Consider the following 21,872-nt stretch of genomic DNA (forward strand, 5'->3'; position numbering starts at 1 on the left):
AAGATGGAGGGAGAAAATAGATGGGCAAATCAATTGTGGAAAAAATTTGGGACCGTCATATCGTCCATACAGAAACCGATAAGCCTGATCTGCTTTATATCGATTTGCATTTAGTGCATGAAGTGACTTCCCCTCAGGCATTTTCCGGCCTGCGGATGAAAAACAGGAAGGTCAGGCGCCCGGACAAAACCTTCGCTACTATGGATCATAATGTGCCGACAATCAACCGCGGCCAAATTGATGATCCAGTCGCCAAAAATCAGATGACCACTCTTGAAAAAAATTGCCTGGAATTTGGTGTGCCGCTTGCAGGAATGGACAGCCCGGATCAGGGCATTGTCCATGTCATCGGCCCGGAGCTTGGCCTGACCCGCCCGGGGATGACCATTGTCTGCGGGGACAGCCATACTTCCACCCACGGAGCTTTTGGCTCACTCGCTTTTGGCATAGGTACAAGCGAAGTGGAGCATGTGCTTGCAACCCAGACATTGTGGCAGTCCAGGCCGAAAACCCTGAAGCTTCAGATTGATGGCCAGCTTGAGAGCGGTGTTACAGCCAAGGATGTCATTCTCTATATCATCAGCAGGTTTGGCATCGGTTTTGGAACAGGACATGTCATTGAATACTGCGGAGAGGCTGTAAGAGGGATGTCGATGGAAGAGCGGATGACCATTTGCAATATGTCGATTGAGGGAGGAGCAAGGGCAGGCCTGGTCAGTCCTGATGAGACCACTTTCTCTTATATTAAGGGAAGGAAATATGCACCGAAAGGCATGGAGTGGGACATTTCACTCGCTCATTGGCAGGCTCTGGCCTCAGACCCTGATGCGAACTATGATAAAGAAATTATGCTTGATGCTGGTGAAATCCCGCCGATGGTCAGCTGGGGGACCAATCCATCCATGGCAGCTGGGGTTGATGAAAGTATACCTTCTGAATCTGATTGCAAGACCGAAACAGAACGGGCATCACTAGAGCGGGCTCTTCGGTATATGGGGCTTTCTGAAGGGCAGGAAATCACCGATATCAGCATTCAGCATGTGTTCATCGGGTCGTGCACAAATTCACGCATCGAGGACCTTAGGCAGGCGGCAGAGTTTGCGGCAGGCAAAAAAGTCCATCCGGGTGTCAGGGCCCTTGTAGTACCGGGATCACAGGCTGTGAAGGAGCAGGCAGAAAACGAGGGGCTTCATCAGATTTTCATCGAATCAGGCTTTGAATGGCGGGAATCCGGATGCAGCATGTGCCTCAGCATGAATAATGATATCGTGCCTCCGGGCGAGCATTGCGCGTCGACCTCTAACCGCAATTTCGAGGGGCGGCAGGGATCTGGTGCGAGGACTCACCTTGTCAGCCCGCTCATGGCAGCAGCTGCTGCTGTCAATGGAAGATTTGTTGATGTCAGAAAAACATTGATAGAAGAATCAATCATTATATAGGGGGAGATGGAATGGGCGGTTTCAAAAAGCTGTCAGGCAAAGCAGCTGCGCTGGACAGGGTGAATGTAGATACTGATCAGATCATACCAAAGCAATTTTTGAAAAGAATCGAGAAAACCGGATTCGGGAAATACCTGTTCTATGACTGGCGCTTTAAAGATGGCCAGCCGGATCCTGCCTTTGAATTGAATAAGCCTGAAAACAGCGATGCAAGTATTCTAATCGCAAATGAAAACTTCGGCTGCGGCTCTTCGAGGGAGCATGCCCCTTGGGCTCTGCAGGACTATGGATTCAAAGCGGTGATTGCCCCCTCCTTCGCTGATATCTTCCATCAGAACTGCCTGAAAAATGGACTGCTGCCGATCCGGCTGAGCCAGGGGGAGACAGAACAGCTGCTCTCTAAGGCAGCAGAGGCGGAATTCGTTTTGACGGTAGACCTTGAAACTCAGTCAGTCTATAGTGACGACGGCTTTTCTGCAGCTTTTCCATTGCAGCCATATTGGAAAACAATGCTCCTCAATGGCTGGGATGAAATTGAAATCACGCTTCAGCTGGAGGGAAAAATAGAAGCATATGAAAAAACAAGCTAGATCCACTTCCCTGTGGATCTTCTTTGTTTTCCCCCATGGAAGCACAAAAGTGTTCCCCCTCAAGACTCTTTCCTCCTAATTTCTTTTTTCTTTCTATGCGTGCTATACTATCTTCATTATTAACAGGGAAGGCGGTTTTTCATGACTAAGCGGAACCAGAACGACAGCAGCAATATCATCCCCTTTCCCGGTCTGGAAAAACGTTTGCTGGAAAAAGGGCTTGAGAGCCTGCAGGGAAAGAAATTTTCCGATGCAATCAAGCTTTTTGAGGACGCCAAGGAGCTTGACCCGGAGAGCAGTGATATACATATAGGTCTTGTCCTGGCCTATTTTGAGGCCGGAGCGCTGAAAAAGGCCAAAAACCTTGCAAAATCCATGCTTCAGGAGGGGATCGGAGATTATTTTGAAATCGTAGACCTCTATCTGATGATCATGGTTCAGCTCCATGAATATGGGGAAATCGCGGCCACCATTGAAGCCCTTCTCCAGGAAAGGGAGATTCCGAAGGATAAGCTGGAGCATTTCGCTAAAATGCTGCACTTCAGCAGGCGTATGGCAGAGGGAAGCCCGGATCCTGTTGCGGAAGAAAAGCTTCATGGTGAATATAAGGATAAGGAGCTGAATCTCCTTTCCTATCAAGACCCGAAAGAGCAGGTCCTGCTGTTGGCAAAGCTTGCAAACATCAACGTCAGGCCTTATCTTGACGAGCTGAAGTCTTACCTGATTTCAGAGGAAGGCCATCCTTTCCTGAAAACAATGATTATCAATATATTGAAAGAGCAGGAATATGATAAGCCGGTGACCGTACAAAAGCTCGGGATGAAAGAAGAATTCATACCATCTGCACTTCATGATGTTCATGATCATAAGCAGCTGAGGGCAATTGAAGCAGCGGTAAAAGATAAGCTGGAACACGAAGATCCGGTCCTGCTGGAAAATATCATCGCTTTGCTCGAGAGGCAGTTCTTTTTGCTGTACCCATTCAAGCTGCAGCCTGATGAGCCTGACCTTTGGGCGGCTGCTTACCATCTTGTCGGATGTTCATTTTACGGCATGGACGGAGATCCGGGTGAATTGGCCGGCCAATATGGGGTGGAAGCTGACAATCTTGAAGCATCCAGGATTTTTATAGGGAAGATAGAAGAAATTTCTTATCCCAATATTTGAGTATCTCTGTTGAAACAAAGATAACGTATGTTATAATATAGTGGCTGTTATGTGTAAAAATAGTTATTTTACATATCAAAAAGATGAATATGCTATGATATTAAGGTAATATTCATACAAAGTCCGCTAAAATGGTAATGACAATAGATTGTTGGAGGGAATTATAGTATGTCTGCAAAGTTTGAAAAGCTAGAAGGGAACCAAGGGGTTCTTACAATTGAAGTAGATGCAGAGAAAGTCAAAGAAGGTCTGGACGCTGCATTCAAAAAAGTTGTTGCTCAAGTAAACGTGCCAGGATTCCGTAAAGGAAAAATGCCGCGCGGAATGTTTGAAAAGCGCTTTGGCGTTGAATCTCTATACCAGGATGCAATTGACTTCCTTCTTCCGGAAGCTTATGCAAGTGCGATTGATGAGACAGGAATCGAGCCTGTTGACCGTCCTGAAATCGATGTTGAGCAGATTGAAAAGGGCAAGAGCCTTATTTTCAAGGCGACTGTTACAGTTAAGCCTGAGGTTAAGCTTGGCGAATACAAAGGTCTTGAAGTAGAAAAGCTTGAAACAGAAGTGACTGAAGAAGATGTGAACAATGAAATCACTTCCCTTCAGGAGCGCCAGGCTGAATTGGTTGTTAAAGAAGAAGGCAAAGCTGAAAACGGCGATACAGTTGTCATGGACTTTGAAGGTTTTGTTGATGGCGAAGCTTTCGAAGGCGGAAAAGCTGAGAACTATTCACTTGAACTTGGTTCAGGCCAATTCATCCCTGGTTTCGAAGAGCAGCTTGAAGGAACAGCTGCAGGCGAATCTAAGGATGTTGAAGTAACTTTCCCTGAGGAATACCATGCTGCTGAACTTGCCGGCAAGAAGGCAGTATTCAAGGTAACTGTCCACGAAATTAAAGGCAAAGAGCTTCCTGAGCTTGATGACGAGTTTGCAAAGGATGTTGACGAAGAGGTTGAAACTCTTGATGCCCTTAAGGAAAAAATCAGGACTCGCCTTGAAGAAAGCAAGAAGCAGGAATCTGAAAACAACCTTCGCGACACTGTTGTCGAAAAAGCTGCTGATAATGCTGAAATCGACCTGCCTGCAGTAATGATCGACAATGAAGTCGACAGAATGATGCAGGAATTTGAACAGCGCCTTCAAATGCAGGGCATGAACCTTGAGCTTTACTTCCAGTTCTCTGGCCAGGACGAAAGCGCCCTGCGCGAGCAGATGAAAGAAGAAGGCGAAAAGCGTGTACGCATCAACCTGACTCTTGAAGAGATTGCAAAAGCTGAGAACATCGAAGTAACAGACGAAGAGGTTACTGCTGAGCTTGATAAAATGGCTGAAATGTACAACATGACTGCCGATGCAATCAAGCAGGCGCTTGGAAGCCTCGAAAGCGTGAAAGCTGACCTTAAGGTGAAAAAAGCTGTTGATTTCCTTATCGAAAACAGCAAAACTGCTTAATAGTCAAAAAAAATGATAGTAATAGCAGCAATGTCTGCATAAACTTTTTTAATAAAACAAGGCGCGATTTGATCGTGCCTTGTTTTATACAATAAAAAGCAGCATATAGTATATAAGAGCCTAAAATGGACAGGAAAAATTCTATACATAATGCGCCGTAATTAAATATCCCTTAATCGGGATTTAACTCTCTGTTTTATGGATAAGCTTATTGGGTACATATTTTTAAATGCGGATCAGCAGACAGAAATTGAAACATACTTTTCTAAGAGTTATCATTTCCTGTCCAGTTGTTAAATGTGTTACAATGCAATACATAACTGTTAAAGTTTTCTCCTGTGCAGCTGTTCCCAACAGTCGATTGATAAGAAGCAATCAAAAAGGACAAAAAGGCACAGGGATTGTTTGGGGTCTCCCCAGCCGGTTTTTCATAAGCTGAAAAAGCTGAATAGTAAAAATTGTTTGCAGTGATCCGCAAGCTTTATATAAGGCACAGAAGTAATTCAAGGGGTGAAGGCATTGTTTAAATTTAATGATGAAAAAGGGCAATTAAAGTGTTCCTTCTGTGGGAAAACACAGGATCAAGTACGTAAATTAGTTGCCGGACCAGGTGTATATATATGTGACGAGTGCATCGAGCTCTGCACTGAAATCGTGGAAGAGGAGCTTGGCACAGAGGAAGAAGTGGAATTCAAGGATGTGCCAAAGCCGGCAGAAATCCGCGATATTCTTGACGAGTATGTAATCGGCCAGGAACAGGCTAAGAAATCTCTGTCAGTGGCTGTATATAACCACTATAAGAGAATCAATTCAAACAGCAAGATCGATGATGTTGAGCTTTCAAAAAGCAATATCAGCATGATCGGGCCGACAGGAAGCGGTAAGACCCTCCTTGCCCAGACGCTTGCCCGCATTCTCAACGTTCCATTTGCAATCGCTGATGCAACGTCTCTTACAGAAGCTGGCTATGTGGGGGAAGATGTGGAAAACATTCTCCTGAAATTGATCCAGGCTGCAGACTATGATGTAGAGAAAGCTGAAAAAGGCATAATCTATATCGATGAAATCGATAAGGTTGCCCGCAAATCTGAGAACCCGTCCATTACAAGGGATGTATCAGGTGAAGGTGTACAGCAGGCATTGCTTAAGATTTTGGAAGGAACTGTTGCGAGTGTTCCTCCACAGGGCGGCAGGAAGCATCCGCACCAGGAATTTATCCAAATCGATACAACAAATATTCTGTTCATCTGCGGCGGTGCGTTTGACGGCATCGAGCAGATCATCAAGCGCCGCCTTGGCCAGAAAGTGATCGGTTTCGGTTCTGAACAGAAGCAGCAGGAGCTTGACCAGAAGGAATTGCTTTCAAAAGTTCTTCCAGAAGACCTCCTGAAATTCGGTTTGATCCCTGAATTCATCGGTCGTCTTCCGGTCATTGCCAGCCTTACTCAGCTGGATGAGGAAGCTCTTATTGAAATTCTGACAAAGCCGAAAAATGCTCTTGTTAAGCAGTATCAGAAAATGCTTGAGCTTGATGATGTTGAGCTTGAATTTGAAGAAGGTGCCCTGCATGAGATTGCGAAGAAAGCAATCGAGCGCAAAACAGGCGCCCGCGGACTGCGCTCAATCATCGAAGGCATTATGCTGGACGTTATGTTCGATCTTCCGTCCCGCGATGATATTTCTAAATGCATCATCACAAAAGAGACAGTTACAGATAACAGTGTGCCAAAGCTTGTGCTGAATGATGGTACTGTCGTGGAAGAAGAGCGTAAAACATCTGCATGATAGAAGAATAAACAAAGCCAGGCCGGAGTTTTCTCTGCCTGGCTTTTTTGCATTCGCTGCTGCATGTAAGGATCCTCTAAGTCTTGGTGAAGGAAGTTTTTTACAGTGTATTCTTGTTTATTCCAACCTGCACAAGGAGATACTACCAAGTATCAGCTTGAACAAAAGTGCAGGAGGGATACTATGAGTTGGACCGGAATAGCTTTATTCATCCAGCTGTTTTTCGGGATCATTATCGGACTTTATTTCTGGAATCTGCTAAAGAGCCAGCGGACTCAAAAGGTATCTATTGACCGGGAGTCCAAAAAAGAAATGGACCAGCTAAAAAAAATGCGTTCCATCAGGCTGACTGAACCGCTTTCGGAAAGAGTTCGTCCGGCAAGCTTTGAAGATATCGTCGGCCAGAGAGATGGGATTAAGTCATTAAAAGCGGCACTCTGCGGACCAAATCCTCAGCATGTCATCATTTATGGGCCTCCCGGAGTCGGAAAAACCGCTGCGGCAAGGCTGGTGCTGGAAGAAGCAAAGAAGCAGGACAAGTCGCCGTTTCGGAAATCTTCTGTTTTCGTTGAGCTTGATGCGACAACAGCCCGCTTCGATGAAAGGGGTATTGCAGATCCGCTGATCGGTTCTGTCCATGATCCTATTTATCAAGGGGCAGGTGCTATGGGACAGGCGGGAATTCCGCAGCCGAAGCAGGGAGCAGTCACCAATGCACACGGGGGAGTGCTGTTCATTGATGAAATTGGGGAGCTCCATCCGATTCAAATGAATAAGCTGCTTAAAGTTTTGGAGGATCGCAAGGTCTTTCTGGAAAGCGCCTATTATAATGAAGAAAATACGCAGATCCCTCAGCATATCCATGATATTTTTAAGAACGGGCTTCCTGCAGATTTCAGGCTTGTGGGAGCGACGACAAGGACTCCGAGTGAGATTCCGCCGGCAATCAGATCCCGCTGCATGGAAGTATTTTTTAAGGAGCTCACTGAAGAGGAAGTTGAAACGATCAGCAGCAAGGCCGCGGATAAGGTCAATATGCCAATCAGCGGCAAAAGCTTAAAGACACTGGCCTCCTATGCACGAAACGGACGCGAAGCGGTTAACCTTGTGCAGATATCTGCAGGGGTGGCCATTACCGAGGATAGGGATTACATAAAGGATGAGGATATTGAATGGGTCATTAACTCAAGCCAGCTCTCTCCAAGGATGGAAAGAAAAATCAATGAAGAATCAGCGGTCGGGCTTGTAAACGGACTTGCTGTATATGGTCCCAACACAGGCGCCCTGCTGGAAATAGAAGTAACGGTCATGCCTGCAAAAGAAAAAGGGTCTATCAATATAACCGGGATTGTTGAAGAAGAGAGCATCGGGGACCGCGGCAAATCGATCCGCAGGAAAAGTATGGCGAAGGGGTCGATTGAAAATGTGTTGACCGTTTTAAAAACAATGGGAGTCCCTGCTGAAGATTATGATATCCATGTAAATTTCCCTGGGGGTGTCCCGATTGACGGACCATCAGCGGGAATTGCCATGGCGACAGGCATTTATTCCGCTATATATAAAAGGCCGGTGAACAGGGAAGTGGCAATGACTGGGGAAATCAGCATCCGCGGCCATGTTAAGCCGATCGGCGGAGTATATGCCAAAGTGAAGGCTGCCCAGAAAGCGGGTGCCAGGACCGTTATCATCCCTGAGGAAAACATGCAAAGCATTTTGAATGAGATAGAGGGAGTCGATATCATTCCTGTCAGCCACCTCAGCCAGGTGTTCACTGCAGCTCTGCTGAAGGACTATGCAAGAGACCAGTCCATCACGGCGTCCATTGAGCTTTCTAAGAAAGAAAGTATGTAAAGGAGCTCCGGTTTGCAGCATATGCTTCAAACCGGAGTTTTATTTTTTTCTGGCAGGATAAAAGAGAAATAAGCTGACTAACAGGAAATCATTCGTCATATAATCAATGAAGCAATAAGATAAGGGGCTGGGCAAGCCGCTTCCGCATTTCATTTAATAGACACCCACAAATAAATAAGTTAGAATTGTACAAAGGCTTGACCTGTGATATGATGCGGGTTTGGAATGATTGTTTGGTTTCTCTTTCTCATTTTTTGCGGGCTTAGTGCAAAGAATAAGGATGAAGCAGATAATATATTTTGATTTGCATTTGGAGGTGCAAACTATGGCGAATAAGAAAGACATCATCGTCCCCCTCCTGCCGCTTCGGGGCTTGCTCGTCTACCCTACAATGGTCCTTCATCTGGACGTTGGACGGGAAAGATCCGTGCAGGCGCTTGAAAAAGCAATGGTAGATGACCATCTTATTTTTTTGACGACTCAAAAGGATATTTCAATAGATGAGCCGGCGGAAGAGGACTTATACAAAATGGGTACTCTTACCCGTGTAAAACAAATGCTGAAGCTTCCAAACGGCACAATCCGTGTGCTGGTGGAAGGATTGAAGAGGGCAGAAATTACCGAGCTCACCGATGAGGGAGATCATTATACAGTCAGTGTTGAGACTTATGATGACAGAGAAGACAAGGATGCCGAAGACCAGGCGCTGATGAGGACGATGCTTGAGTACTTTGAACAGTACATAAAAGTATCCAAGAAGATTTCTGCTGAAACCTATTCCTCAGTATCTGATATAGAGGAACCGGGGCGCATGGCAGATATTGTCGCTTCCCATCTGCCGCTGAAGCTGAAGGAAAAGCAGGATATTCTTGAAATGATCGATGTCAAAAAAAGGCTGAATCAGGTCATAGAGATTATCCACAATGAAAAAGAGGTCCTGAATCTTGAGAAGAAGATTGGGCAGCGCGTCAAAAAAAGCATGGAAAGAACGCAGAAGGAGTATTATCTCCGTGAGCAGATGAAGGCGATTCAGAAGGAATTGGGCGATAAAGAAGGCAAAACGGGCGAAATCGCCGAGCTCAATGACAGAATCGAACAATCCGGGATGCCGGACCATGTAAAGCTTGCAGCATTAAAAGAGCTTGACCGTTATGAAAAGGTGCCATCCAGCTCTGCTGAAAGCGCCGTAATACGCAACTATATCGACTGGCTTGTTTCTCTGCCATGGACAGAGGCAACTGTTGATGACCTGAATATCCATAATGCCGAGCGGATCCTGAATAGGGATCATTACGGCCTTGAAAAGGTCAAGGAGCGGGTGCTTGAATATTTGGCTGTGCAAAAGCTCACCAATTCGCTGAAAGGTCCCATCCTTTGCCTGGCCGGGCCTCCGGGAGTCGGTAAGACGAGCCTTGCCAAATCTATCGCTGCATCGCTGAACCGCAACTTTGTCCGCGTTTCCCTTGGGGGCGTCCGGGACGAATCTGAAATCCGCGGACACAGAAGGACCTATGTCGGCGCCATGCCGGGCCGGATCATCCAAGGCATGAAAAAGGCAGAAACCATCAATCCGGTGTTCCTGCTTGATGAAATTGATAAAATGTCCAATGATTTCAGGGGAGACCCTTCATCAGCCATGCTGGAAGTCCTGGATCCTGAGCAGAACCACAATTTCAGTGATCATTATATTGAAGAAACATATGACCTGTCGAAGGTTATGTTCATTGCAACAGCGAATAATCTGGCAACAATACCGGGCCCTCTCCGCGACCGGATGGAAATCATCACGATTGCCGGCTATACGGAGCTCGAAAAGATCCATATAGCAAAGGACCACCTCCTGCCTAAGCAGATCAGCGAGCACGGGCTCTCTAAATCCCAGCTTCAGATCAGGGAGGACGGAATCCAGAAAATCGTCCGCTATTATACAAGAGAAGCAGGCGTCCGCGGGCTTGAGCGCCAGCTGGCTTCCATCTGCCGTAAGACTGCAAAGATAATTGTTTCAGGCGAGAAAAAGAAGGTCATCATTTCTGAAAAGAATGTAGAAGAGTTCCTTGGAAAGCCTAAGTTCAGATATGGCCAGGCAGAGGTCGAGGATCAGATTGGTGTTGCGACCGGCCTAGCTTATACCACTGTTGGCGGAGATACACTGCAGATTGAGGTATCCTTATCTTCAGGAAAAGGCAAATTGGTCCTGACAGGCAAGCTTGGGGATGTCATGAAAGAATCTGCACAGACTGCATTCAGCTATGTCCGTTCAAAAGCTAAAGAACTGGGCATCGAGGCAGATTTTTATGAAAAGTACGATATCCACATCCATGTGCCTGAAGGTGCCGTTCCGAAAGACGGTCCATCTGCAGGGATTACAATCACAACAGCCCTTGTTTCGGCCTTGTCGGGGAATCCGATACGCAAAGAAGTGGGGATGACAGGAGAAATAACGCTCCGCGGCCGGGTCTTGCCGATTGGCGGAGTGAAAGAAAAAACTTTAAGTGCCCATAGAGCGGGTTTAACTAAAATTATCCTTCCTAAAGATAATGAAAAAGATATTGATGATATTCCAGAGAGTGTCCGCGACGAATTGGATTTTGTTCTCGTATCACATGTTGACGAAGTTCTCAAGCACGCCCTGAATGGAGTGCACAGCAATGAAAGTAAATAGTGCTGAAATCGTTATAAGTGCGGTCAAGCCGGCACAATATCCTGAGGAGTCCCTGCCCGAGTTCGCCCTGGCAGGGAGATCCAATGTCGGCAAATCCTCATTTATTAACAAAATGCTTAACCGCAAGAACCTGGCGAGGACATCCTCAAAGCCAGGCAAAACCCAGACATTGAATTTCTATCTGATCAATGAAATGATGCATTTTGTCGATGTCCCGGGGTATGGCTATGCCAAAGTTTCCAAAAAGGAGCGCGAAGCATGGGGGAGAATGATTGAAACCTATTTTACCTCCAGGGAGCAGCTGAAGGCCGCTGTCCTGATCGTTGACTTGCGCCATCCTCCTACCAAGGACGATATCATGATGTACGATTTCCTGAAGCACCATGGAATCCGATGCATCATAATTGCCACAAAGGCTGATAAAATTCCTAAAACAAAAAGGCAGAAGCATTTCAAAATTACTAAAGAGACTCTGGAGCTTGAACCCGGAGACGATATTGTTTTGTTTTCATCAGAGACCGGTGAAGGCAAGGATGAGGCCTGGGGAATCCTTAAAAAGTATATGCAGAGTTAAAAAACGCCGCTTGGCGTTTTTTTTTGTGCCAAAAAACAGCTTTCTTTCAGCTGTATGACAGCCTTCAGGGAGGAAACGGGAGGAGAAAGCAGTATATCTCCCTATTTAATAGCAATGCTCAGCTGAGTGTCTGTCAGGGCATTATTAGCATAATAAACTGAAAATATAGCTAAATTTGAATTTTGTGGTAAAAGTGAGTGTAATGTTATGGTAATAAGGGTAATAAGTTTGAAATGTAATACAGAAAACATTGAGGGGGAAAACAATTGAAAAAATGGATCATAAGTATTGTTATTTTATGCTGTGCGGCAGTTCTCGGCGCATGCGGTTCAAAGGAGGCTTCCTCTGGCGGAATGAAGCTTGCCGACGAAGGAAAATTTACATATGCTGCATCAGGTGAATTCAAGCCTTTTAGCGTGACAGAAGCAGATGGGACAATGACCGGGTTTGATATCGAAGTCGGAGAAGCAGTGGCCAAGGAGCTGGGCCTTGAACCGGTCCAGAAAAAATTTAAGTTTGGCGGAATTGTGGAAGGCGTCAAATCAGGGCGTTTCGATGCTGCGGTAGCGAGCCACACCATCAATGAAGACAGACTGAAGGCAGTTAATTTTTCTATTCCTTACTATTACTCAGGGCCGCAGATTTTTGTCCGCCCGGACAGTTCAGCAGAAAGCCTGGATGATCTCAAGGATTTGGAAGTAGCCGTATCCAAAGGCTCAACCTATGCAGATTCTGCTGAAGAGGTGACTGATAACATCATTTTTTACGACAGTGATGTTACTGCGCTTGAAGCATTGAGCAGGGGGAAGCATGATGCAGTAATCACAGACTTTATTACAGGTAAAGAAGCCATTGGTTCCGGCATGGAAATCGAAGGCAGGGAGCTGCTTGGCCGCAGTGAGCAGGCGATTGCAGTAGCTAAGGATAATGAAGAGCTGCTCGAGAAAATCAATGAAGCGCTTGAAAAGCTCCACGAGGACGGAACATTGACAGAGATCAGCAAGAAGTACATCGGTGAGGATATCACAGTAGACCCTGAAAAGGAATAAAGGGGGCAGGCGAATGTACCGCACTTGCATTCGCCTCTTTCTGTACATAAAAGACACTCAATATTACAGTTAAAGAGAGGAAAAGCCTATGGAACTAGCCGGAAAGTTTATAGAAACATATCCTGTTTTTTTAAGGGGCATGATTCTTACCTTTGAACTGACGATTGTTTCTATTTTTATTGCCATCTTCATCGGGCTGTTTTTTGCCTTTTTGAAAATCTCGCGAATTAAGATACTTGAATGGATTGCCGACCTATATATATTCCTTGTCAGGGGAACGCCTTTAGTCGTCCAGATCTTTATCTTTTACTTTGGGCTGACGTCGCTGGATATTTCGCAATTCCTGTCCGTTGTCCTTGGACTCGCCTTTCATAATGGCGCCTATATTGCCGAGATCTTCCGGGGTTCCATTCAGTCCATTGAAAAAGGGCAGATGGAGGCGGGCAGGTCGCTTGGCATGTCTGCCGGGCTGGCGATGAGAAGGATCATACTTCCGCAGGCAGTGCGCAGGGCACTTCCGCCGCTTGGAAACCAATTCATCATTGCACTGAAGGATTCTTCCCTTGCGTCGTTTATCGGAATGTATGAACTCTTTAATGTAGCTACGACTTATGGATCAAATGAATATGACTATATGAGCTATCTTCTGATCGTGGCAGTCTACTATCTCATCCTGGTGCTCATAGTCTCATTCGTGGTCAGCATAATTGAAAAACGGATGGCGATCAGCGATTAAGAAAGGAGGCTTTTGCCAGATGGAAGATGCAATCATGATAAAAGTGGAGAAACTGAACAAGTCCTTTGGGGACCTTCATGTATTGAAGGATATAGATATGACAGTGAAAGAAAGTGATGTAGTCTGTTTGATCGGGGCAAGCGGGTCAGGAAAAAGTACGCTGCTAAGATGCCTCAATTTCCTTGAAATGAAGGACAGCGGAAACATCGTCATTGAAGGGGAGAAGGTTGAGAAAGAAACTCATGACCTGAACAGGATCCGGTCAAAAGTGGGGATGGTGTTCCAGCATTTCTATCTGTTCCCCCACCGGACTGTCCTCGAGAATGTAATGGAGGCCCCGGTCCATGTGAAAAAAGTGCCAAAGGAGCAGGCAAGGAAAGAGGCAAAAGAGCTCCTGAAAAAAGTGGGATTATCAGATAAAGAGGATGTATATCCCGCTAAGCTGTCAGGAGGGCAGAAGCAGAGGGTGGCCATTGCAAGGGCATTGGCCATGAAGCCGGATATCATGCTGTTTGACGAACCGACCTCTGCGCTTGACCCGGAGCTGGTCGGTGAAGTGCTTGCCACCATGAAGGACCTTGCGAAGGAAGGGATGACCATGATTGTCGTAACCCATGAAATGGGCTTTGCGAGAGAAGTCGCAGATTTTGCGGTATATATGCATGAAGGAAGGATTGTCGAGGTAGGTCATCCTGAGCAGCTGTTTTTGAACCCGAAAGAAGAGAGGACAAAAAGCTTCCTCGACTCGGTGCTGTAAGGCAGTGGAGATTTTTGAATAAACAAAGATAAAACACCCGGCCGGGTGTTTTATCTTTGTGCAAGTGTGGAATGATAGGCAGTATAAGCCTATTTTTTCTTTGATAACAGCAGGTACAGGCCGACCAGCACCAGTGCAGCAGGCCAGAATCTTAAGATGGATGACAGGCCCGGTCCCAAAGGTCCTAACAGTTGTTCTGCTTTGTCATAGAATAGAAGCAGGATGCTGATGGCCAGGAAAAGCAGTCCCTGGAAAAAGCCGGCCCCCGCCTTTTGGGCCCTGAGCAGGAATCCGAGGGCAATGATCAGGATGAAGGTGCCGATATGGTCCGGCCACACTTCGAGGCGTTTCACGATATGGAAGTGCAATCCAAACCCTGCCAGAATGACGCCGGGGAGGATCGCCTCATAATCTTTGGCTCCGTATCCCTGGAATAAAAAGGCGATTCCGACAATCAATAATAGGGTCGGCCAGGAATAGAAATCCTGGAATAATTGTACGTTTGAGCGCTGCATCAGGAAATAGGCACCGAAGCCTATAAGGATGATTCCTGGGAATATCCGCTGGTTTTTCATTTTTACACCACTTCCAGTAAGGTTCACTTGAATCCCGGCTTTATTTTTGGTACTGTACATAAGTAAGCCTTTTTGTCGATATATGTAATTTTGACTAAGGCTTTCTGCTCCTGCAAGCTTCTTTTTGAGCGGTGCATCGAGAGCACTTATCAATCATTTATATTACCATATGAGTTCATTATCTGTTCACAATTTCACACGAAAAAAATGTTATAATTATTGTATTGAACTACGTACTTAGCTGGGGGTGCAAACACTTTATGCATATTATTGTAGCAGGTCTAAATTATAAAACTGCCCCTGTCGAAATCCGCGAGCGTTTGACATTCAATCCGGACTCGCTGGGAGAAGCCATGACGGCATTGAACAGCAAAAAGAGCATCCTGGAAAATGTTATCCTTTCTACTTGCAACCGCACTGAAATTTACGCAGTGGTCGATCAGCTTCACACCGGCCGCTATTATATAAAAGAATTTTTGTCTGAGTGGTTTGATATGGCCCATGAAGAATTCTCTCCGTATCTGTTTGTTTATGAACAGGACGGTGCTGTAGAGCATCTGTTTAAAGTTGCCTGCGGTTTGGACTCGATGGTTCTTGGCGAAACGCAGATTCTTGGACAAGTGCGTACTAGCTTCCTGGCTTCACAGGAAAAGCAGGCGACAGGCACTGTATTCAATCAGCTCTTTAAACAGGCGGTTACATTGGCGAAGAAGGCCCATTCTGAAACTGAAATTGGCGCAAATGCTGTTTCAGTCAGTTATGCTGCCGTTGAGCTGGCTAAGAAGATATTCGGATCTCTTGACCGGAAGCATGTCCTTGTACTTGGCGCAGGGAAAATGGGAGAACTGGCCATTCAGAACCTGCATGCCAATGGGGCAAGCAAGGTGACTGTCATCAACCGCACATTTGAAAAGGCCCAGGATCTGGCGAGCCGCTTCCATGGCGAAGCCAAGACCCTTCAGGAGCTGCAGTGCGCTTTAATGGAAGCTGATATCCTGATCAGCTCTACAGGTGCAAAGGAATTCGTCATTACGAAAGAGATGATGGTCCATGTAGAGAAGATGCGCAAAGGCAAACCTCTTTTTATGGTGGATATTGCCGTGCCGCGCGATCTTGATCCGAAGCTTTCTGAGCTGGAAAGCGTATTCCTTTATGATATTGACGATCTGGAAGGCATTGTTGAAGCAAACCTCCAGGAACGCAAAAAAGCGGCAGCAAGCATCATGCTGCTGATTGAAGGCGAGATTGTGGAATTCAAGCAGTGGCTCAACCTCCTTGGGGTTGTTCCTGTCATTTCCGCCCTGCGTGAGAAAGCTTTGGCCATCCAGTCCGAAACCATGAACAGCATTGAAAGAAAGCTGCCTCATCTCAGTGAGCGCGACAAAAAAGTGCTGAATAAACACACGAAAAGCATCATCAACCAGATGCTGAAAGACCCAATCCTCCAGGCCAAGGAAATGGCTGCACAGGCTGATGCCGATAAAGCGCTGGATTTATTTGTGAAAATCTTCAATATTGAAGACCTTGTTGCAGAACATGATGATGAAGTGAAGGCAGCAGAACCGAAGCGGGCAGCAGTGAAGCCGGCAGTGCCTTCTTTTCAGTCATAAGCGGGGTTCTGGGCAATGTTTGACATCTATATGACAAGGCTGCATGAGTTAACAGTCGTTCTGTATGCTTTATGCGTGCTTTTATACTTCATCGACTTTCTTCACAATAACCGGAAGGCCAACAGGGTTGCCTTCTGGTTACTTGCATTTGTGTGGATTTTGCAGACTGTTTTTCTGTTTTTGTACATGAAAAATACAGGGCGTTTTCCGGTCCTGACCATATTTGAGGGGCTATATTTCTATGCCTGGGTGCTTATTACCCTTTCACTCGGAATTAACCGTCTGCTCAGAGTGGATTTTATCGTGTTTTTCACTAATGTGCTCGGTTTTGTCATTATGGCGATCCACACTTTTGCACCCGTTCAGTATGAATCTGAAGTCATGGCCCAGCAGCTCGTCTCGGAATTGCTCCTGATTCACATAACAGTCGCAATCCTTTCATATGGCGCCTTTTCACTGTCATTTGTCTTCTCTTTGCTGTATCTTATTCAGTATGACCTGCTAAAGAGAAAGAAATGGGGATCCAGGCTCCTGAGGATCGCAGATTTGTCGAAGCTTGAGCATATGTCATACGTATTAAATGTAATTGGTGTACCGATGCTGATTATAAGCCTGATCCTTGGAACGCAATGGGCTTATATCAAGGTAGCTGACATGCATTGGTATGATGCCAAGGTCATTGGCTCATTCATTGTGCTTGGCGTATACAGCGTATACCTGTATGTGAGGGTGGCAAGGGGCTTTTCCGGCAAATCGCTGGCCCTGTGGAATATCGCATCCTTTTTAATTGTACTCATCAATTTTTTCCTGTTTGGAAGGCTTTCATCCTTCCATTTTTGGGGCTCATAATAATGGTTTATATCAGGGGGCTTGGCAAAAAGCCTTGCCCCCTATACATAGGAGGCTGTCATGAGAAAAATTATAGTCGGTTCTAGGCGCAGCAAGCTTGCATTAACACAGACAAACTGGGTGATGGACCAGTTGAAGAAGATAGACGATTCTTTCGAGTTTGAAGTGAAAGAAATCGTGACAAAAGGAGATCAAATCCTTGATGTGACCTTGTCAAAGGTTGGCGGAAAAGGCTTATTTGTTAAAGAAATTGAGCAGGCTATGCTTGATGAGGAGATCGATATGGCTGTCCACAGCATGAAAGACATGCCTGCGGTCCTTCCGGAAGGGCTTGTAATCGGCTCGATCCCTGAAAGAGAGGACCACCGTGATGCATTGATCTCAAAAGGGCATCAGACGCTGGATCAGCTTAAGCCGGGAGCTGTAGTCGGCACAAGCAGCCTGCGGAGAGGTGCACAGCTGCTTGCGAAGCGCCCGGATCTTGAAATCAAATGGATCAGGGGGAATATTGATACGAGGCTCGCAAAGCTTGAAACAGAGGAGTATGATGCCATCATTCTCGCTGCAGCTGGACTGTCAAGAATGGGATGGACAACTGATACTGTTTCGGAATTCCTCGAGCCGGAGGTTTGCCTGCCGGCCGTTGGCCAAGGGGCATTGTCCATTGAGTGCCGCGAGAGCGATAAGGAGCTGCTGGAGCTTCTGAGCAAGTTCACTTGCGCGGCAACAAACCAGACAGTCCGTGCCGAGCGTGCATTCCTTCATAAAATGGAGGGCGGATGCCAGGTGCCGATTGCAGGATATGCTGTGCTGAATGAGCAGGATGAAATTGAGCTTACAGGCCTTGTGGCATCACCGGACGGAAAGACGATTTATAAAGAAAAGGTTACAGGGGCTGATCCAGAAGAGGTAGGCCTGAGAACTGCGGAAAAGCTGATTGAACAAGGTGCCAAAAAGCTTATTGATGATGTAAAAAAGGAGCTTGACGGAGAATGACCGGGGAAAGCCTTTCCCTTGCAGGCAAAAAAGTGCTTGTGCCCAGGGGGAAGGATCAGGCCGGATCATTTTCTGAGCTAATACGCCGTTTTGGCGGCATCCCTGTGGAAATACCGCTGCTTGCCTTCAGGCCGGCAGCCAAAACAGAAGAAATCCTTCATGCTGTCAGGGAGCTTCCTACATACGATTGGGTCATTTTCACAAGTAAAAATGCCCTTGAAACTTTTATATCCTTTGCCGGAAAAAATGCGCCTTTTCCCAAGGTTGCGGCCATTGGCACAAAAACAGAGAGGGCCGCAGAGGAGTCAGGGCTTGCTGTCAGCTTTACTCCGGCAGAATTTGCCGCGGAAGGATTTGTTGAAGAGTTCCTTCCTTTTGTCGAAAATGGCATGAAGGTGCTGATCCCCAAAGGGAATAAAGCGCGAAGCTATATTGCAGACCAGCTTAGGAAGGCAGGGGCAGAGCCGCAGGAAATCATTATTTATGAAACCGGATTTCCTGAAGCTAGCGGAGAAAAGCTCGCAATGATGCTGAAAAATGGATCATTGGATGTGCTGGCCTTCACCAGCCCGTCGACTGTAGAGCATTTTATGGAGATTGTCCATAAGACGGGTGCGGAAGCAGCTGTCCAGGGCCGCCTTGTGGCCTGCATCGGCCCGGTTACGCGGAAAAGGGCGGAAGAACTCGGGCTTGATGTCCATGTGGTCCCCGCCGGATACACGATTGAAGATATGACAAAAAGCATAGCAGCTGAATTGAATCAGAGGAGGAAATGAAATGGATATGCAGTTCAAAAGATACCGCCGTTTACGGCAGTCAGCCAGCATGAGAGCGCTTGTAAGGGAAAATCATCTCCGTATTGAAGACTTGATTTATCCGATATTCGCCGCAGAAGGAGAAAACATTAAAAGGGAAATCCCTTCAATGCCTGGCCAGTATAACCTTTCCCTTGACCGCATAGAGGAAGAAATGGAAGAGATTGTATCATTAGGGATCAAATCCGTTCTCTTATTCGGAATTCCGCTTGAAAAAGACGAATGCGGCCAGCAGGCCTATCACGACCATGGGATTGTCCAGGAAGCCGCAAGACTGATCAAGTCCAAATTTCCCGAGGTGGTCATCATCGCAGATACCTGCCTGTGTGAATACACAAGCCATGGTCATTGCGGGCTGATAGAAGATGGAAAAGTACTGAACGACGCGTCCCTTGAGCTCCTTGTCCAGACTGCAGTCAGCCAGGCAAAAGCAGGTGCCGATATCATCGCTCCTTCCAATATGATGGATGGATTTGTTGCAGCCATCAGGGCCGGCCTTGATGAGGCAGGCTTCCAGGATGTGCCGATAATGTCCTACGCAGTCAAATATTCTTCAGCATTCTACGGCCCGTTCCGGGATGCAGCCGGCAGCACTCCTCAATTTGGCGACCGGAAAGCTTATCAGATGGACCCTGCCAACCGCATGGAGGCTCTCAGGGAAGCAGAAGCTGATCTTGCAGAAGGTGCAGACTTCCTGATTGTAAAGCCTGGAATGCCTTATCTTGACATTGTAAGAGACGTGAAAAATGCAGTGAACCTGCCAATGGTCATCTATAATGTGAGCGGCGAATATTCAATGGTGAAGGCAGCAGCGCAAAATGGCTGGATCGACGAGAAGAGCATTGTGATGGAGATGCTGACCGGAATGAAGCGTGCCGGCTCAGATTTAATCATCACCTATCATGCCAAAGATGCTGCAAGATGGATTAAAGAACAGCAGTAATGCCAGTAAAGCCATCCTATTCTTGAATGATCAAAAAGAAGAAAAGAGGGAAAAGCATGCGTTCTTATACTAAATCGGCTGAAGCCTACAATGAAGCGAAATCCCTGATGCCAGGCGGCGTCAACAGCCCGGTCCGTGCCTTCAAATCGGTCAATATGGATCCAATCTTCATGGAACGGGGAAAAGGCTCGAAAATCTATGATATTGACGGCAATGAATATATCGATTATGTGCTGTCCTGGGGGCCGTTAATTCTGGGGCACACAAATGACAGGGTCGTGGAAGGAATCAAAAAGATCGCTGAACTTGGCACAAGCTTTGGCGCCCCGACCATTGCCGAAAATGAGCTGGCCAAGCTTGTGATTGAGCGGGTGCCGTCCATCGAGATCGTCAGGATGGTCTCTTCAGGTACAGAGGCGACAATGAGCGCCCTGCGCCTTGCCCGCGGATACACAGGGCGCAACAAAATCCTTAAATTTGAAGGATGCTACCATGGCCATGGTGATTCCCTCCTGATCAAAGCAGGTTCAGGTGTTGCTACGCTGGGGCTTCCTGACAGCCCGGGGGTCCCTGAAGGTATAGCCCAAAATACTATTACAGTACCTTACAATGATATGGAAAGCGTCAAATATGCCTTTGAGCAATTCGGCGAAGATATTGCCGGGGTCATCGTAGAACCTGTTGCCGGCAATATGGGGGTTGTCCCTCCGCTGCCGGGATTCCTTGAAGGATTAAGGGACATAACGAGTGAATATGGGACGCTCCTGATTTTTGACGAAGTCATGACAGGCTTCCGTGTCGGCTATCATTGTGCACAAGGCTATTACGGCGTTACGCCTGACATTACCTGCCTTGGCAAAGTAATCGGCGGCGGCCTCCCTGTAGGCGCCTATGGCGGCAAAGCGGAGATCATGGAAAGAATCGCTCCGAGCGGCCCAATCTACCAGGCAGGAACACTTTCAGGCAATCCGCTTGCCATGACTGCCGGATACGAAACGCTGAGCCAGCTGACGCCTGAATCGTACAAAGAATTCGAACGGAAGGCAGACAGGCTGGAAGAAGGGCTTTATGCAGCTGCGAAAAAGCATGATATCCCGCTGACCGTCAACCGTGCCGGTTCAATGATCGGTTTCTTCTTTACGAATGAAGAAGTAATCAATTATGAAAAAGCGAAAACCTCCAATCTGGAATATTTCGCTTCTTACTACCGTGAAATGGCAAATGAAGGAGTCTTCCTGCCTCCATCCCAATTCGAAGGTCTATTTTTATCAACCGCTCATACGGATGAAGATATTGAAAAAACATTGAACGCAGCCGAGCTTGCATTTTCCAAGCTGAAAGGCTGATTGAACAGGTCGGATGCTCCGGCCTGTTTTTTTGTCTAGTGGAGAGAGGTTGGTAAGCCAAGATGGTACAGAAGAACTTTTCCTTAGAAATCAGACGGGAGGGCGGGAGTACATGAGGCTGAGAACTTGTAGGAATCATGTATCCCAGGAAAGCGCTGGAGTACATGAGGCTGGAGAAAAAGGGGCAGTCATGTATCCCAGGAAGACTCTGGAGTACATGAGGCTGGAGAAAAAGGGACAGTCATGTATCCCAGGAAGACTCTGGGGTACATGAGGCTGGAGAAAAAGGGGCAGTCATGTATCCGAGGAAGACTCAGGAGTACATGAGGCTGGAGAAAAAGGGGCAGTCATGTATCCGAGGAAGACTCTGGAGTACATGAGGCTGGAGAAAAAGGGGCAGTCATGTATACGAGGAAGACTCTGGGGTACATGAGACTGGAGAAAAAGGAGCAGTCATGTATACGAGGAAGACTCTGGGGTACATGAGGCTGGAGAAAAAGGGGCAGTCATGTATACCAGGAAGACTCTGGAGTACATGAGGCTGGAGAAAAAGGGGCAGTCATGTATACCAGGAAGACTCTGGGGTACATGAGGCTGGAGAAAAAGGGGCAGTCATGTATCCGAAAGGGCTGCATCCGACATGAAACCGGCGAAAAATTTCGCCCTTACTGCATAG

Annotated in this window: 18 protein-coding genes; 17 read left to right on the plus strand and 1 reads right to left on the minus strand. The window is 46.8% G+C overall.

What is annotated here, in order from left to right; translation table 11 throughout:
- Window positions 1-20 precede the first annotated feature (20 nt).
- From leuC to LCM00_RS05300, 11 genes are all read left to right on the plus strand, one after another.
- Window positions 21-1,439, plus strand: a complete 1,419-nt coding sequence (leuC, locus tag LCM00_RS05250) for a 3-isopropylmalate dehydratase large subunit (protein WP_224898582.1) — start codon at window positions 21-23, stop codon at window positions 1,437-1,439.
- Between the two features lie 11 nt (window positions 1,440-1,450).
- The gene (gene leuD / locus LCM00_RS05255) at window positions 1,451-2,029 is read left to right on the plus strand and encodes a 3-isopropylmalate dehydratase small subunit (RefSeq protein WP_224898585.1); all 579 of its coding nucleotides are present in this window, start codon (window positions 1,451-1,453) and stop codon (window positions 2,027-2,029) included.
- Between the two features lie 141 nt (window positions 2,030-2,170).
- The gene (locus LCM00_RS05260; RefSeq protein WP_224898588.1) at window positions 2,171-3,196 is read left to right on the plus strand and encodes a tetratricopeptide repeat protein; all 1,026 of its coding nucleotides are present in this window, start codon (window positions 2,171-2,173) and stop codon (window positions 3,194-3,196) included.
- A gap of 168 nt (window positions 3,197-3,364) precedes the next feature.
- Entirely contained in the window at window positions 3,365-4,648 is a 1,284-nt protein-coding gene (tig, locus tag LCM00_RS05265; protein ID WP_129613926.1) for a trigger factor, read from the plus strand.
- A 519-nt stretch (window positions 4,649-5,167) separates the two neighbouring features.
- Window positions 5,168-6,433 (plus strand): ATP-dependent protease ATP-binding subunit ClpX, encoded by a 1,266-nt coding sequence (gene clpX / locus LCM00_RS05270; RefSeq protein WP_022544244.1) that lies wholly within the window; start codon window positions 5,168-5,170, stop codon window positions 6,431-6,433.
- A 183-nt stretch (window positions 6,434-6,616) separates the two neighbouring features.
- Window positions 6,617-8,284 carry an ATP-dependent protease LonB gene (gene lonB, locus LCM00_RS05275; protein WP_224898591.1) on the plus strand — a complete coding sequence of 556 codons (1,668 nt, stop codon included), beginning with the start codon at window positions 6,617-6,619 and terminating at the stop codon, window positions 8,282-8,284.
- Between the two features lie 325 nt (window positions 8,285-8,609).
- Window positions 8,610-10,946 carry an endopeptidase La gene (lon, locus tag LCM00_RS05280; RefSeq protein WP_224898594.1) on the plus strand — a complete coding sequence of 779 codons (2,337 nt, stop codon included), beginning with the start codon at window positions 8,610-8,612 and terminating at the stop codon, window positions 10,944-10,946.
- On the plus strand, window positions 10,933-11,520 hold the full coding sequence (gene yihA, locus LCM00_RS05285) for a ribosome biogenesis GTP-binding protein YihA/YsxC (RefSeq protein WP_009796054.1): 588 nt from the start codon (window positions 10,933-10,935) through the stop codon (window positions 11,518-11,520). Before lon ends, yihA begins: the two co-directional genes overlap by 14 nt.
- Before the next feature lie 266 nt (window positions 11,521-11,786).
- Window positions 11,787-12,569, plus strand: coding sequence for a transporter substrate-binding domain-containing protein (locus LCM00_RS05290; RefSeq protein ID WP_224898597.1), 783 nt, complete (start codon window positions 11,787-11,789; stop codon window positions 12,567-12,569).
- Between the two features lie 88 nt (window positions 12,570-12,657).
- Window positions 12,658-13,305 carry an amino acid ABC transporter permease gene (locus LCM00_RS05295; RefSeq protein WP_129612141.1) on the plus strand — a complete coding sequence of 216 codons (648 nt, stop codon included), beginning with the start codon at window positions 12,658-12,660 and terminating at the stop codon, window positions 13,303-13,305.
- A gap of 19 nt (window positions 13,306-13,324) precedes the next feature.
- Complete coding sequence (locus LCM00_RS05300; RefSeq protein WP_129612140.1) at window positions 13,325-14,062, plus strand: amino acid ABC transporter ATP-binding protein; 738 nt, start codon at window positions 13,325-13,327, stop codon at window positions 14,060-14,062.
- 89 nt (window positions 14,063-14,151) lie between these two features.
- Here LCM00_RS05300 and LCM00_RS05305 read toward each other — a convergent pair whose 3' ends face one another.
- Window positions 14,152-14,637 carry a LiaI-LiaF-like domain-containing protein gene (locus LCM00_RS05305; RefSeq protein WP_224899311.1) on the minus strand — a complete coding sequence of 162 codons (486 nt, stop codon included), beginning with the start codon at window positions 14,635-14,637 and terminating at the stop codon, window positions 14,152-14,154.
- Window positions 14,638-14,897: 260 nt separating this feature from the next.
- Here LCM00_RS05305 and hemA point away from each other — a divergent pair, with 260 nt between their 5' ends.
- The 6 genes from hemA to hemL are packed head-to-tail and all read left to right on the plus strand — an operon-like array spanning window position 14,898 to window position 21,196.
- A complete protein-coding gene (gene hemA, locus LCM00_RS05310) occupies window positions 14,898-16,247 on the plus strand; it encodes a glutamyl-tRNA reductase (protein WP_224899313.1) in 1,350 nt (449 codons plus the stop codon).
- 15 nt (window positions 16,248-16,262) lie between these two features.
- A complete protein-coding gene (locus LCM00_RS05315; RefSeq protein WP_129612138.1) occupies window positions 16,263-17,096 on the plus strand; it encodes a cytochrome C assembly family protein in 834 nt (277 codons plus the stop codon).
- A 60-nt stretch (window positions 17,097-17,156) separates the two neighbouring features.
- Entirely contained in the window at window positions 17,157-18,092 is a 936-nt protein-coding gene (hemC, locus tag LCM00_RS05320) for a hydroxymethylbilane synthase (RefSeq protein ID WP_224898599.1), read from the plus strand.
- Window positions 18,089-18,868, plus strand: coding sequence for a uroporphyrinogen-III synthase (locus LCM00_RS05325; RefSeq protein WP_224898602.1), 780 nt, complete (start codon window positions 18,089-18,091; stop codon window positions 18,866-18,868). Before hemC ends, LCM00_RS05325 begins: the two co-directional genes overlap by 4 nt.
- Before the next feature lies 1 nt (window position 18,869).
- Window positions 18,870-19,850, plus strand: a complete 981-nt coding sequence (gene hemB / locus LCM00_RS05330; RefSeq protein WP_224898606.1) for a porphobilinogen synthase — start codon at window positions 18,870-18,872, stop codon at window positions 19,848-19,850.
- A 56-nt stretch (window positions 19,851-19,906) separates the two neighbouring features.
- Entirely contained in the window at window positions 19,907-21,196 is a 1,290-nt protein-coding gene (gene hemL / locus LCM00_RS05335; protein WP_224898609.1) for a glutamate-1-semialdehyde 2,1-aminomutase, read from the plus strand.
- Window positions 21,197-21,872 lie beyond the last annotated feature (676 nt).

The organism is Bacillus infantis (genome assembly GCF_020171945.1).
In the GTDB taxonomy this organism is placed as follows: domain Bacteria; phylum Bacillota; class Bacilli; order Bacillales; family Cytobacillaceae; genus Bacillus_AB; species Bacillus_AB infantis_A.